General features: G+C 66.2%; 12 protein-coding genes and 1 pseudogene. 5 read left to right on the top strand and 8 right to left on the bottom strand.

Going from position 1 to position 14,198, the window contains the following annotated elements; all coding sequences use genetic code 11:
• Positions 1 to 42 precede the first annotated feature (42 nt).
• The 6 genes from BAC01S_RS07675 to BAC01S_RS07700 form a co-directional block, all read right to left on the bottom strand.
• Positions 43 to 1,152, bottom strand: coding sequence for an ABC transporter ATP-binding protein (locus BAC01S_RS07675; RefSeq protein WP_027794232.1), 1,110 nt, complete (start codon positions 1,150 to 1,152; stop codon positions 43 to 45).
• Positions 1,153 to 1,242: 90 nt separating this feature from the next.
• Positions 1,243 to 1,926: an HAD family hydrolase gene (locus BAC01S_RS07680; RefSeq protein ID WP_027794233.1), complete on the bottom strand. Its 684-nt coding sequence runs from the start codon at positions 1,924 to 1,926 to the stop codon at positions 1,243 to 1,245.
• Positions 1,923 to 2,795, bottom strand: a complete 873-nt coding sequence (locus BAC01S_RS07685) for a carbohydrate ABC transporter permease (RefSeq protein WP_027794234.1) — start codon at positions 2,793 to 2,795, stop codon at positions 1,923 to 1,925. Before BAC01S_RS07685 ends, BAC01S_RS07680 begins: the two co-directional genes overlap by 4 nt.
• Positions 2,792 to 3,733 carry a carbohydrate ABC transporter permease gene (locus BAC01S_RS07690; protein WP_027794235.1) on the bottom strand — a complete coding sequence of 314 codons (942 nt, stop codon included), beginning with the start codon at positions 3,731 to 3,733 and terminating at the stop codon, positions 2,792 to 2,794. The genes BAC01S_RS07685 and BAC01S_RS07690 overlap by 4 nt, the downstream gene beginning before the upstream one ends.
• 146 nt (positions 3,734 to 3,879) lie before the next feature.
• A complete protein-coding gene (locus tag BAC01S_RS07695) occupies positions 3,880 to 5,175 on the bottom strand; it encodes an ABC transporter substrate-binding protein (RefSeq protein ID WP_245616541.1) in 1,296 nt (431 codons plus the stop codon).
• Between the two features lie 101 nt (positions 5,176 to 5,276).
• On the bottom strand, positions 5,277 to 6,080 hold the full coding sequence (locus tag BAC01S_RS07700) for an L-iditol 2-dehydrogenase (RefSeq protein ID WP_027794237.1): 804 nt from the start codon (positions 6,078 to 6,080) through the stop codon (positions 5,277 to 5,279).
• 350 nt (positions 6,081 to 6,430) lie between these two features.
• Between BAC01S_RS07700 and BAC01S_RS30620 the strand changes: the two genes are divergently transcribed.
• The 4 genes from BAC01S_RS30620 (at position 6,431) to BAC01S_RS30625 (ending at position 9,845) form a co-directional block, all read left to right on the top strand.
• A complete protein-coding gene (locus BAC01S_RS30620; RefSeq protein ID WP_084168337.1) occupies positions 6,431 to 7,396 on the top strand; it encodes a metal ABC transporter solute-binding protein in 966 nt (321 codons plus the stop codon).
• Positions 7,397 to 7,436: 40 nt separating this feature from the next.
• On the top strand, positions 7,437 to 8,393 hold the full coding sequence (locus BAC01S_RS07710) for an ABC transporter ATP-binding protein (RefSeq protein ID WP_245616533.1): 957 nt from the start codon (positions 7,437 to 7,439) through the stop codon (positions 8,391 to 8,393).
• Complete coding sequence (locus tag BAC01S_RS07715) at positions 8,386 to 9,168, top strand: metal ABC transporter permease (RefSeq protein ID WP_027794239.1); 783 nt, start codon at positions 8,386 to 8,388, stop codon at positions 9,166 to 9,168. Before BAC01S_RS07710 ends, BAC01S_RS07715 begins: the two co-directional genes overlap by 8 nt.
• Positions 9,169 to 9,512: 344 nt before the next feature.
• Positions 9,513 to 9,845, top strand: a complete 333-nt coding sequence (locus BAC01S_RS30625; protein WP_156954345.1) for a hypothetical protein — start codon at positions 9,513 to 9,515, stop codon at positions 9,843 to 9,845.
• A gap of 332 nt (positions 9,846 to 10,177) precedes the next feature.
• On the opposite strand, the pseudogene BAC01S_RS07725 reads toward BAC01S_RS30625, so the two are convergent.
• Positions 10,178 to 10,468: pseudogene (locus tag BAC01S_RS07725) on the bottom strand (FGGY-family carbohydrate kinase); the annotation flags it as partial.
• A gap of 566 nt (positions 10,469 to 11,034) precedes the next feature.
• Between BAC01S_RS07725 and BAC01S_RS07730 the strand changes: the two are divergent.
• Positions 11,035 to 12,471 (top strand): nucleobase:cation symporter-2 family protein, encoded by a 1,437-nt coding sequence (locus BAC01S_RS07730; protein ID WP_027794241.1) that lies wholly within the window; start codon positions 11,035 to 11,037, stop codon positions 12,469 to 12,471.
• Positions 12,472 to 12,665: 194 nt separating this feature from the next.
• Here the strand turns inward: BAC01S_RS07730 and BAC01S_RS07735 are convergent, their stop codons facing one another.
• Positions 12,666 to 14,198, bottom strand: a complete 1,533-nt coding sequence (locus BAC01S_RS07735) for an efflux transporter outer membrane subunit (RefSeq protein ID WP_027794242.1) — start codon at positions 14,196 to 14,198, stop codon at positions 12,666 to 12,668.

The following is a 14,198-nucleotide window of genomic DNA, read 5'->3' on the forward strand; positions in this document are numbered from 1 at the left end:
CCTGCGAAGCGGCGCCCGAATCCCCTACCCCGAACCTGAGGCTCAGGCCGCCAGTTCCTGCGCGAAGCGGCGCTCGAACGCCTGGCCGTTCGCGTCGAACAGATGGCAGTGGTCGGGCGTCGCGCCCAGCTTCATCACTTCGCCGCGTTCGTGCCGCTCCAGCGGCGGAATGCGCGCGATCAGCCCGTCCGGCGCCACCGGCGACTCCGCATAGAGGTAGGCCGCGTCGCCCAGCGATTCGACCGTCATCGCCTTCGCGCTCACGCCATAGTCGCCCGTGCCCACATGCAGATGCTCGGGGCGAATGCCCACCGTCACCTTGTCGCCCTCGCGCGCACCGCGCGCTTCCACGGCCACCTTTTGCGTCTCGCCGGTCTCGTAGCGCACCACGATGCCGTCGCTCGCCACCTGCTGCACGACGCCGTCGAGGAAGTTCATCTTCGGCGAGCCGATGAAGCCCGCCACGAAGCGGTTGGCCGGCGCATGATACAAACGGTTCGGACTGCCGACCTGCTCCACGTTGCCTGCCGAGAGCACGACGATCTTGTCCGCCAGCGTCATCGCCTCGACCTGGTCGTGCGTCACGTAGATCATCGTCGTCTTCAGCTCGTCGTGCAGGCGCGCGAATTCCAGGCGCATTTTCACGCGCAGCGCGGCGTCGAGGTTCGAGAGCGGCTCGTCGAACAGGAACACCTTCGGCTTGCGCGTGATCGCGCGCCCAATCGCCACGCGCTGCCGCTGGCCGCCCGAGAGCTGCTTGGGCTTGCGGTCGAGCAGGTGGTCGATATGCAGGATCTTCGCGGCGTTCTTCACGGCCGCGTCGATCTCGGGCTTCTTCGCACCCGCGAGCTTGAGGCCAAACGCCATGTTGTCGTAGAGCGTCATGTGCGGATAGAGCGCATACGACTGGAACACCATCGCAATGCCGCGCTTGGCGGGCGGCACGTCGTTCATGCGCGTGCCGTCGATCGTGAGGTCGCCGGCGCTGATGTCTTCCAGACCCGCGATCATCCGCATGAGCGTAGTCTTGCCGCAGCCGCTCGGGCCGACGAACACGACGAATTCGCCGTCGCCAATGTCGAGGTTCACGTCGCGCAGCACTTCGGTCTCGTCGTAGCGCTTCAGCACGTTTCGCAGGATCACGCTTGCCATGATGTGTCTCCGTTCATCGCTTCATTGAGGCGGCGCCTCGCGGCGCACACCCACTGCAGTTCTTTACCGCTCACTCGGGCCGCGCGCCGCTCAATGCGCCGCGGCCTGCGCCTTTTTCATCCAGGACGCCACCCGCGCGGGCAGCGTGCTCATGTCGTCGAAAATTTCGCCCGCGCCGGCCTCGCGCAGTTCGAGCGCGTGGGTCTCGCCCACGTGCGTGCCGCCGACGAAACCCAGCACCGTCATGCCGGCCGCGCGCGCCGCGCTCACGCCCGCCACGCTGTCCTCGACGACGAGGCACGCCGAGGGCGCCATGCCGAGGCCGTGCGCGGCCGCGAGATAGACGTCGGGGGCGGGCTTGGGCTTCGCGACCTGGTCGGCGCAGTACACGCGCTCGCCGAAGAAGGGGTCGAGCCCGTTGCGCAGCAGCACCGCGCGCACCACGGCCGTGTAGCTGTTGCTCGCACAGGCCTTGACGAGCGGCACCGCGGCCAGCGCCGCGGCCACGCCGGGAAAGAGCGGCGCCTCCTGGGCCTCGCGCTCGGCCACCGCGCCAATTGCCGCGACGTCGGCCGCCGTGAGCGTGCGCCCGAACGCTTCACAGACGCCGGATAGCACGCGCTCGATGCGCTGGCCGAGCAGGGGCATCAGGACCGGCGCGACGTTGGTGCCGGGCCAGCGCGCTTCGAGCTCGCGCACGAGCACGTGCGCGGCCACGGCTTCGCTGTCGATCAGCACACCGTCGCAATCGCAGATCAGGGCGGCAAACGTCATTTGACGGCCCCGAACGTCAGCCCGCGCACGAGCTGCTTCTGCGAGAGCCAGCCGACGATCAGCACCGGCGCCACCGCCAGCAGCGACGCCGCCGAAAGCTTCGCCCAGAACAGTCCCTCGGGGCTCGAGTACGACGCGATGAACACCGTGAGCGGCGCCGCGTTCGAGCTCGACAGGTTGATGCTCCAGAACGCTTCGTTCCACGAAAGGATCACGAGCAGGAGCGCCGTGGACGCGAGGCCCGGCACCGCCATCGGCATCAGCAGATAGACGATCTCCTGCCACGTGGCCGCGCCGTCCATGCGCCCCGCTTCGAGAATGTCACGCGGAATTTCGTTGAAGTAGGTGTACGCCATCCACACGGCAATCGGCAGATTGATCAGCGAATAGACGATGACGAGACCGCTCACCGTGTCGAGCAGTCCGCTGTTCTTCCACAGCAGATAGATCGGCACGAGCACGCCCACGGAAGGCATCATCTTCGTCGAGAGCATCCACAGCAGGACCTGCTGGGTGCGCCGCGTGGGGAAGAACGCCATTGAGTAGGCGGCGGGCACGGCGAGGATCAGGCAGACGATCGTCACGCCCGCCGAGATCAGCACCGAATTCCACGCGAACGCGAAGTAGTTGCTGCGCGCGAATACCTCGCGGAAGCTGTCGAGCGTCGGCATGAAAAAGAGCGACGGCACGTAGGCCTGCTGCTCGGTCTTGAATGCCGTGATGGTCATCCAGAAGATCGGGAAGAACAGCGCGAGCGCGATGATCCACGCCAGCACGCCGGGCAGCACGCGGCCGATGAACTGCAGCGGCGACGAGCGGTTGACGGCATGCGGCGATTCGGGTGCATGAGATGCGGCAAGCTGGCTCATTTTTCGTACTCCCCTTTGAGGTTGCGCGCGAGCATGCGCACGAGGAAGAACGACACGATGTTCGCGAGCACCACGGCAAGGATGCCGCCGGCGGACGCGATGCCCACGTCGAACTGCTGCAGGCCCATCGAGTAGATCAGGTAAGTGAGGTTGGTGGTCGCGTTGCCGGGACCGCCGCCCGTTGTCGTGTAGATCTCGGCGAAGATCGACAGCAGGAAGATCGTCTCCATCATCACGACCACGGCGATCGCGCGGCGCAGGTGCGGCAGCGTGATGTAGAAAAACAGGGAGATCGCGCCGGCGCCGTCGATCTTCGCGGCTTCCTTCTGCTCCTGGTCGAGCGACTGGATCGCCGTGAACAGGATCAGGAATGCGAACGGCAGCCACTGCCACGCGACGATCATGATGACCGCCGTGAGCGGATAGACGGCGAACCAGTCGATCGGCGTGAGGCCTACGGCTCGCATCGCGAGGGCCACGAGCCCGTACACCGGGTGCAGGATCATGTTCTTCCAGATCAGCGCGGAAACCGTGGGCATCACGAAGAACGGCGCGATGGCGAAGAGGCGCGCCACGCCCTGGCCGTAGAACTTGCGGTCGAACAGCACGGCCATCAGCACGCCGCCCACCACCGTGATCACCAGCACCGCGATGATCAATTCGAGCGTATGGACGATGGATGGCAGGAACGACGGATCGGTCGCGAGAAACTTGTAGTTGTCGAGGCCTGCAAAGCCCTTGAGATCGGGGTTGAGCAGGTTGTAACGCGTGAACGAGTACCAGATGGTCATCGCGAGCGGAATCGTCATCCAGAGCAGCAGCACGGCAATGGAGGGCGATACGAGCCAGCGCGAGGCAGACTTGCGGGACTCGGTCTGCTGGGGCTGGGGACTACGGGCTCGATGGAGGACTGGCATGGGGAGATGGAGATGACGCATGATCGTGACCACCCTTTCTGCTTTGCGCGCCGCGCGGGGAGCGCGGCGCCGCTTCGTGACGCGGGCCGCGCCGCCCGGGTGAGCGGGGCGGGCGGCGCGGCAGGCGCGTCGGAGTTACTTCAACTCAACTTCGGCTTGCTTTTTGCTTACTTCTGATACCCGGCCTGCATGACGGCACGGTCGGCCGCCGCGTTGCCGGCAGCGAGCGCCTGATCGACGCTCATCTGTCCTGCCAGCGCGCCGGAAATGCTCTGACCCACCACGGTGCCGAACGACTGGAACTCAGGAATCCCGACGAACTGCACACCCGTATACGGAACGGGCTTCGCCGTCGGATGGTTCGGGTCGGCGGTCGTGATCGCCTTCAGCACGAAGTCGGAGAACGGCGCCGCGGCCTTGTACTCGGGACGCTGATAGGTCGAGGTACGCGTGCCCGACGGCACCGAGGCCCAGCCCTCGTCCTTCGCGACCATTTCGATGTACTCCTTCGAAGTCGCCCATTCGATGAACTTCTTCGCGGCGTCCTGCGACTTCGACGACTTCGGCACCGCCAGCGCCCACGACCACAGCCAGTGCGAGCCGTTCGGCGTGACTTCGGTCGGCGCGGCCGCGAAGCCGATCTTGTCGGCCACCTGCGACTGCTGCTTGTTATAGAGGATGCCCGCGGCCACCGTGGCGTCGATCCACATCGCGCACTTGCCCGAGGACATCAGCGTCAGGTTCTCGTTGAAGCCGTTCGAGCTCGCTCCCGGGGGGCCGTCGTTCTTCAGCAGATCCACATAGAAGCCCACCGCCTTCTTCCATTCAGGCGTGGTCAGCTGCGCATGCCACTTCTCGTCGAACCAGCGGCCGCCGAACGTATTGACCACCGTGGTCACATACGCCATGTTCTCGCCCCAGCCGGCCTTGCCGCGCAGGCAGATGCCGTAGGTGCCGTTCGCCTTGTCGGTCAGCTTGTCGGCGAACTGCTTGATCTGGTCGTAGGTCGGCTGCTCGGGCATCGTGAGGCCCTTCGCCGCGAACAGGTCCTTGCGGTAATACGTCATCGAGCTTTCGACGTAGAACGGCAGCGCATAAAGCGTGCCGTTGTACGAGAGGCCGTCGCGCGCGGTCTTCACGACGTCGTCCAGGTCGTAGCTCGCCGGCAGGTTCGTCATCGGCACGATCCAGCCGCGCTTGCCCCACTGCGGCGCCTCGTAGGTGCCGATCATCATCACGTCGAACTGGCCGCTATTGGTCGTAATGTCCGTAGTGGCGCGCTGGCGCAGCACGTTCTCTTCCAGGATCACCCAGTTCAGCTTGATGCCCGGATTGGCCTTTTCGAAGGCCGGCGAGAGCTTCTTCAGCTCGATCATGTCCGGGTTGTTCAACATCGCGATCGTCACGGTCTGCGCGTGAACGGCGCTTGCGCCCGCGGCGGCAATAGCGCCCGCGCCGAGCATGCGCAACGCGGTCCTGAAGGCTGGTTTCATGGCTTGTCTCCTGTTCGTTACGTTCTTGATCAAGTTATAGAGTGCTGCAGCGGAAAAAGCGGCCTGGGTGTTCAACTCATCCAGTTGCCGCCGTCGACGTTGAGCGTCTGCGCGGTGATGTAGTCGGCATCCGCCGACGCGAGAAAGAGCGCCGCGCCGGTGAGATCGTCCGGCAACCCCATGCGGCCGAGCGGCACCGCTTCGCCCACGAGGCGCTTCTTCTCGCCGAGCGGACGGTTTTCATAGCGCGCGAAGAGTGCATCGACCTGTTCCCACATCGGCGTGTCCACGACGCCCGGCGCGATGCCGTTCACGTTGATGCGATGCGGCGCGAGCGCGAGCGCCGCCGACTGCGTGTAGCTCAGCACGGCCGCCTTGGTCGCGCAGTAGTGCGAAACGAGCGCCTCGCCGCGGCGACCCGCCTGCGACGACATATTGACGATCTTGCCGCCGTGCCCCTGCTCCACCATACGGCGGGCGACGGCCTGCATCAGGAAGAACATGCCCTTCACGTTGACGGCGAAGAGGCGGTCGTAGACATCCCAGGATTCGTCGAGCAGCGGGCGCATGTCGAAGAGCGCCGCGTTGTTGAAGAGAATGTCGATGCGGCCAAAACGCGTCACCGCCCCGGACACGACGCGCTCGATGTCCTCGCGGCGCGTGATGTCGGCGCTGAGCGCGTGCACGCGCTCCGGGTGTTCGGCGGCGAGCTGCGGCGCGATGGCGTTGGCGGCCTTCACGTCGACGAGCACACAGCGCGCGCCCTCCTCCAGATAGCGGCGCGCGACGGCTTCGCCTATCCCGCTCGCCGCGCCGGTCAGCACGGCCACCTTGTCCTGCAAACGTCCTGCCGCCGAATTCGCGGTGTGTGCCACAGGGTTGTCTCCCTATCGTTCTGGCGGCGCTTGCCTGCCGCCGCTCGGGCGCCGCCATGTGAGCGAACGCCCAACGTGTGAGCATTTGCTCGGTTGGTGATCGAATGATCGGACACGCGGGAAGGCATGTCAAGGCGGACAAACGCGATTTAACGAGATTTCGATGGTGCAGCGCGCAAGCTGCGCTACGGCGCGGGTTCAGCCAGGGTATGAGCGGCGGCGGCCCCGGCTCGCCAGCAATTGCGATACGTTATATCATTGCGCCTTCGTAGCTCGACCACGCCGGGGCCGCCGTGCCCGGGCGCCATCGCAGTGCATCCGTCGTTCCTTACTCCACCGAGGACAGAACCATGATCCCGCTGAACCCGGCGCGCGCGCTTGCCGCCCGCCGTCTCGCACCAACGCCCGTGCGCACCGCCGCCCGCCGCGCTGCCACAACCGCCGCCACGCTGGCGGCAACGCTGACTGCGGCGCTGGGCTTCGCCCACGCCGCCTGCGCGGCCGAAAGCGCCATCCCCGTGGTCGCCGCCGAGAACTTCTACGGCGACGTGATCAAGCAGATCGGCGGCGCGCACGTGGACGTCACGAGCATCATGAGCAACCCGGACCAGGACCCGCACCTCTTCGAGGCGAGCCCGAAAACGGCCCGCGCGCTGCAGCACGCGCGCATCGTGGTCTACAACGGCGCCGACTACGACCCGTGGATGACGAAGCTGCTCGGCGCCACGCAAGGCGGCCAACGCGTGACGATCGTCGCGGCGGATCTCGTCGGCAAGAAGGCCGGCGACAACCCGCACCTCTGGTACGACCCGCAGACCATGCCGGCCGTGGCGCGCGCGGTGAGCGCGGCGCTCGACGCGGCAGACCCCGCGAACAAGAGCGTGTACGATGCGAACCTGGCTACGTTCCTCGACTCGCTCAAGCCGCTGGACGCCAAGGTCGCCGCGCTGCGCGCGCGCTACCAGGGCCAGCCGGTGACGGCGACGGAACCCGTGTTCGGTTATATGTCGGATGCGATCGGGCTCGCGATGCGCAACATGAGCTTCCAGATGGCGACGATGAACGATACGGAAGCCAGCGCCTCCGATATCGCGGCCTTCGAGCGCGACCTGCGCGAGCGGCGCGTGCGCGTGCTGATCTATAACAGCCAGGCGACCGAAGCGCTGACGCGCCGCATGCTGGCGCTGGCGAAGCAGTCGAAGGTGCCGTCGATGAGCGTCACCGAAACCGAACCGCCGGGAACGACGTTCCAGAAGTGGATGCTCACGCAGCTCGATGCGCTCGACCATGCGCTCGCGGCTTCGGCGCACTCCTGAATCAGATCAGGCAAGGAAGCAGGTAGCAAGGAATGACCCGATGACGATGGCAGGCCCTTCGCCCCATAACGCTGGGGCGCCGCGCGGCGCCCCAGGACTGCGGCGCCCGCACGAGACGCCGGTGCTCACGCTCGCGGGCGTGACGCTCGAACTCGGCGGGCGCACCATCCTGCGCGACGCCAACTTCGCCATCAACCCGGGCGAATTCATCGGCGTGCTCGGGCCGAACGGCGCGGGCAAGACCACGCTGATGCGCGCGATCCTCGGCCTCGTGCCGGCCGCGGGCGGCGCGATCCGCGTGCTCGGCGAGACGGTGGCGCGCGGCAACGCCTCGATCGGCTATATGCCGCAGACGCGCAGCGCGCTCGCGAGCCGCCGCGTGCGCGGGCGCGATTTCGTCGCGATGGCCGCCGACGGCCACCGCTGGGGCCTGCCGCACACCGACGCGGCCACGCGCGCCGACGTCGCGCGCGTGCTCGAACTGGTCGGCGCGACCCAGCTCGCCAATCGCCCGCTCTCCGAGCTTTCGGGCGGCGAGCGGCAGCGCCTGCTGCTCGCGCAGTGCCTGCTGGGCGACCCGAAGCTGCTGCTGCTCGACGAGCCGCTCATCAGCCTCGATCCCAATCATCAGCGCGGCGTGGTCGAGCTCGTGCGCAGCGTGCAGCGCGAACTCGGCATCGCGGTGCTGTTCTCCGCGCACGAGCTCAATCCGCTCCTCAACGCGCTCGATCGCGTGCTGTATCTCGGCAATGGCGTCGCGGCGCTCGGCAGCGTGGACGAAGTCATCACCGGGCCGGTGTTATCGCGGCTCTATGGCTCGCCTATCGAAGTCATGCGCATGAAGGGGCGCATCTTCGTGATGTCGGGCGATGTCGAGGTCGAAAAGCACGACCACGAACACGAGCACGATCACGCGCACGGCGGCAGCCACGGTCACGCGCACGAAGAAGACCCTAACCACGGCGGCAGCGCACACGGCCACACGCACGATGCTTGAATACGATTTCATGGTGAACGCCTTCGCGGCGTCGGGCATCGTCGCGGTGCTTGCGGGCGTGGTGGGCTATTTCCTCGTGCTGCGCGGACAAACCTTCGCGGGCCATGCGCTCTCGCACGTCGGCTTCACGGGCGCGACGGGCGCCGTGCTGCTTGGCGTCTCGCCGATGTGGGGCATGGTGGGCTTTACGCTCGCAGCCGGCATTTCGATGGGCGCGCTCGGCGAAAAGCTCGCGGGCCGCGATGTCGCCATCGGCGTGATCCTGTCGCTCGCGCTGGGCTTCGGGCTGCTCTTCCTGCACTTCTTCACGGCTTACGCCACCCAGGTCACCTCGCTGCTGTTCGGCAACGTGCTCGGCGTGAACCGCGACACGCTCGGCGCGCTGGCTTTGCTTGCCGCCGCGAGCCTCGTCGCGCTCGGCGCGATCATGCGGCCGCTGCTGTTCGCCTCGCTGCAGCCCGAACTGGCCGAGGCCAAGGGCGTGTCGCTGCGGCTCGTCTCGGTCCTCTTTCTCGCGATCGCGGCGCTGGCCGTGGCCGCGTGCACGCAGATCGTCGGCGTGCTGCTCGTCTTCACGCTGATGGTCGGGCCGGCGGCCGCCGCGCAGAACCTCACGACGCGCCTCTCCACCGGCCTCGTGCTCGCCGCCGCCCTCGCGCTCGTGCAGGCGTGGCTGGGCGTGACGCTCGCGTTCTACACCGACTGGCCCACCAGCTTCTGGATCACGGCGCTCGCAGCGCTCGTTTATGGCTTGAGCCTGATCGGGCGGCGCTGAGCCCCCAAACCTGTTGCGATAAAAACGCGGCGTTGCACCGCAAGGTGCAGCGCCGCTTTGCTTTCGGCCTCTTTCGGCCCGAGACCAGCGCCGCGAAACAAACTGTTACTTTTCATCCGAAAAGGGGCGCGACCAGACCGCTACGCTGCCGACGTTCAAATAACAGTTGCGGGGCCCATTGCGTCCGAGTGCCTTCACCCTGCGTCACTCGATCACCGAAGCAATTATTACGGATTCCTTATTTATTCGAGGGCGCCCGGAAATCCGGCTGACGCAACCTGGGACCAGGGCCGAACCCACGTCTTGAGCCCCGTTCCGAATCCCTCAATCCAGGATCGAATGCCATGAATACCTTTCTCAAAGCGCTGTCTCTGGCCGGCGCGGTGTGCTGTTCGAGCGCGTACGCCCAGGTGATCGTGGAGCCCGCCGTGCCGGTTGGCCCCCCGGTCGTCGTCGCCCCTCCCCCGGCCGTGGTCGTACCTCCCGGCGTGGCCTACGTCGCGCCGGTAGGCGTCGCGCCCGCGCCCGGCTACCTGTGGCGCTACAACGTGGGCGTGGGCTGGGGATGGTGGCATCCGGGCGTCGGCTGGTGGCATGCCGGCTGGGGTTGGCATCCCGGCTGGCATCCCGGCTGGCATGCAGGCTGGCACGGTCACTACGGATACCGGAGATGGTGAAGTCGAGCCTGCCTCCTGTCGCGCACGCGTTCGTCGAACTGGAATGGGAGAGATAAATGAAACGCAGTTTGAAAGTCTTTGCTCTGTGCCTCGCGCTGAGCACGATCCTTCCGGGATGCGTGGTCGCGCCCGCGCCGGGACCGGGTGCGGTATGGGTCCCGGGGCACTATGGTCCTTATGGCGGCTGGGTTCCCGGCCATTGGCGATGAGCCGGGCCTGACAAAAATGAGAACGCCTTATGTCGTCTTCTTTTTGCTACTGGCGGCCTGTCTCCTTGCGAGCGCACTCAAGCTCGCGAGTTGCACCGACAGGGCCGATGAGCCGAGCGCAGTTCACTGCGCCAGCGGAAACCATGACCGTGTGCGGCCATAGAAATCGATAAAACGCGCATAACGCCGTGCCAGCCCGGTATCCCCGGTTGGCGAGGCCACGCGTGTCGCCGCAGGGGCGAGCGCCGCAAGGTCGGCCTCGCTCCAGTGTCCGCATGCGAGGCCGACCAGCATCGCCGCGCCGCGCGCGGCGGCGTTCGGGCAATCGATGGCGTCGAGTTCGACGTCGAGCACATCGGCAAGCAGTTGCCGCCAGCGCGCATCGACCGAGCCGCCGCCCGCGAGCTTCAGCTTCACGGTCGATACCGAGGAAGCACGCGTGCGGATGACTCATGGGGAAAAGATGTATCGGAGAGACCGGAAAGCGACCATGATAGCGGTGTCATGAGCGGCATCGCGCGACACCCCGAAACGACGCGAAAATCGGCCATTCGCGGGTTAACCCGACGAGCCGCGATGCACTGCAAAATCGCTCATATGCAGAAAGCGGAATAGGCTTCATAACGCTGCAACCATATCCGGCAGCGACCGGACCGCGCCCCGCCGAAACTTCGCAGCGGCACTTTTTCGGTAACGGCCCATATGCCGGCCTGGCGCCGAAACCCCGGCCGGGCCGGCCTGACGCCTGAAACAGCGGGTTTTTCGCGTTTGCGCGCAGCCCGGCGTCCGGCGCCGCGCCCACCCGCGGAACAGTCCATACGCCCCGCGCGCGCCGACATGAGGGTCATCCCGCATACTGAACACGCCACAGGCATATCACCCCCGGAAAGCAGGGAATAGTCTCCAGTGGTCTTGTTGGGGCTTGTCGTTCCGCATACCTTGGAGGCCATATTCCAAACCAGAGTAATGGAGAGAGACACATGCACCCCAAGGGTAACGAAAGGGCCCAGGTCCACCCGGTCGACGAGCGGTTGCCCACCGGCCAGCTCCTCACCCTCGGCATCCAGCACGTCCTCGTGATGTACGCGGGTGCGGTCGCCGTGCCGCTCATCATCGGCAGCGCACTGTGGCTGCCCAAGGACCAGATCGCCTTCCTCATCAGCGCCGACCTGTTCGCCTGCGGCATCGCCACACTGATCCAGACGCTCGGCCTCTGGATCTTCGGCATTCGCCTGCCCGTCATCATGGGCTGCACGTTCGCCTCGGTCGGCCCGATGATCGCGATCGGCACCGATCCCTCGCTCGGCATCCTCGACATCTTCGGGTCCACGATCGCGGCGGGCGCGATCGGCATCCTCATCGCGCCGCTGATCGGCAAGCTGCTGCGGTTCTTCCCGACCGTCGTGGTGGGCACCGTGATCACGGTGATCGGCCTGTCACTCATGGAGGTGGGCATCAACTGGGCCGCTGGTGGTGTCGGCAACCCCGACTACGGTAACCCCGTCTACCTCGGCCTCTCGCTGCTCGTGCTGATGCTGATCCTGCTCATCAACAAGTTCGGGCGCGGCTTCATCTCGAACATTTCGGTGCTGCTCGGCATCGTCGCGGGTTTCGTCATCGCACTCGTGCTCGGCCGCGTCAACCTCGACGGCGTGGCGAACGCGCACTGGGTCGGCTTTCCGATGCCATTCCACTTCGGCCTGCCGGTCTTCCACGTGCTGCCCATCGCGACGATGGTGATCGTGATGTTCGTCACCTTCATCGAATCCACCGGCATGTTTCTCGCCGTGGGCGACATGGTCGATCGTCCCGTCGATCAGCAGACGCTCGTGCGCGGCCTGCGCGTGGACGGCCTCGGTACGATGATCGGCGGCATCTTCAACTCGTTCCCGCACACCTCGTTCTCGCAGAACGTCGGCCTGATCGGCATTACGGGTGTGAAGAGCCGCTTCGTATGCGCGACCGGCGGCCTGATCCTCGTGCTGCTCGGTCTCTTCCCGAAGATGGCGCAGATGGTTGCCTCGGTGCCGGCCTTCGTGCTGGGCGGCGCGGGCATCGTGATGTTCGGCATGGTGGCGGCGAACGGCATCAAGGCGCTCGGCCGCGTGGACTTCGTGAAGAACCAGCACAACCTCTTCATCGTCGCCGTGAGCGTGGGCTTCGGCCTCGTGCCGGTGGTGTCGCCGCACTTCTTCGCGAAGCTGCCGCCCGCCCTCGCCCCGATCCTGCATAGCGGCATTCTGCTGGCCTCGGTTTCGGCCGTGGTCCTCAACCTGATCTTCAACGGCGTGAGGAGCGAAAAGGGTGCCGAGCGCGATATCCGCCGCGCGGGCCACGATCTCGAAAGCCCGAGCGCGCAAGACGACGCGCAAAGCCAGACGCCGGGCCACGACATGCCGCGTTCGGCAGCACATTGAGTTGACGCGAGAGGTGTCGCGGCCCACCGGCCGTGACCTTTTGCTGGTTCGGCGCCACGGGAAACCGTGGCGCTTTTTTTATTTCTGCGTTTTTATTTCATCAGGCTCGCCGCGGACAGCGCAAAAAAAACGCCACGGTCTCCCGTGGCGCTCTCTCCTGAAACTGAAGCATCGCCAGGCGATGCCAGGCACGATCACCCCGCCGTCGCAGCCGATGCCGCCGCCGGCGCGCTCGCCGCACCGTAATCGGCAGATGCGTCGGCCGGGCGCGGCGTCTCGCCAGCATGCTCGATCCAGCCGCCGCCCAGCGCGCGGTACAGATCGACCAGATTGGTCTGGCGCGCCAGCTGCGTCTGGATCAGCGTCTGCTGCGAAGCGTACAGGTTGGTCTGCGCCGTCAGCACCGAAAGATAGCTGTCCACACCGTTCTTGTAACGCAGATCCGAAAGATCCAAGCTCCGCTGGTTGGCGAAGGTGTCGCGCTCGAGCGCCGCGATCTGCTGATCGTAGGTGCCGCGTGCGGCCAGCCCGTCCGCGACCTCGCGGAACGCCGACTGAATCGCCTTCTCGTAGTTCGCGATCTCGATGCGCTTCTGGATGTTCGCGTAGTCCAGGTTCGCCAGATTCTGGCCGCCCGTGAAGATCGGCATCGTGATCTGCGGTGCGAAGGTCCACGCCGCCGTGCCCGCCTTGAAGAGATCGCCGAGAGACAGGCTTTCCGTGCCGAAGGAGCCTGTCAGCGAGATCTGCGGGAAGAACGCCGCGCGCGCCGCGCCGATGTTCGCGTTCGCGGCGAGCAGGGTCTCTTCGGCCTCCATGATGTCCGGGCGCCGCGTAAGCAGGTCGGACGGAAGCCCGGCGGGAATGTCGGTCAGCAGGTTCTGCGAGTTGAGCGGCAGCCCCGGCGGCAGGTCGGCCGGCAGCGGTTCGCCGATCAGCAGCACGAGCGCGTTCTCGGCCTGCGCGCGGGCGCGCAGTTGCGCCTGCAGGTTGGCCTGCGCGGTCTCGACCACGGTCTGCGCCTGGCGCAGATCGAGTTCGGTGCCCGTGCCGTTGTCGAACTGGGCCTTCGTGATGGTGTACTGATCCTGCGCCGTCTTCAGCGTGTTCTGCGTGACCTTCAGCAGCTCGTCATCCGCCAGCATCGTCAGATACTGGTCCGCGACCTGCGAGACGAGCGAGATTTCCGCCGCCTTGCGCGCCTGCGCCGTCGAAAGGTACTGCGCCAGCGCCTGGTCCTTCAGGCTGCGGATACGCCCCCAGAAGTCGATTTCCCAGGACGCCTGCAGGCCCACGTTGTACGTGCTGTACGGGTTTTGCGGGATGAACTGGAAGTCCTTGGGAACGCGTTGGCGATTGTCCGACCCGACGGCATCGATAGTCGGCAGCAGCTGCGCACGCGTGATCCGGTACTGCGCGCGCGCCGCCTCGACGTTCAGCACCGAGACACGCAGGTCGCGGTTGTTCTTCAGCGCGAGATCGACCAGTTGCTGCAGCCGCGGATCGACGAAGAAGTCGCGCCAGCCGATATCGGTGGCGGCCGCGCCGTTGGCGCTGCGGCCGTTCGGCGCGCCGCCCGGCTGCCCCGGCTGCGTCGCATAGACGCCGCCGGCCGGGAAGGTTTGCGTGACCGGCGCTTCGGGCCGGTGATACCACGGCTCCATCGTGCAGCCCGCGAGGACGGCGGCCACCGCGGCGGCCACTGCAATTACGGATAGTTTTTGCAT

Origin of the sequence: Paraburkholderia acidipaludis NBRC 101816 (genome assembly GCF_000684975.1) — a bacterium.
Taxonomy (GTDB): Bacteria; Pseudomonadota; Gammaproteobacteria; order Burkholderiales; family Burkholderiaceae; genus Paraburkholderia; species Paraburkholderia acidipaludis.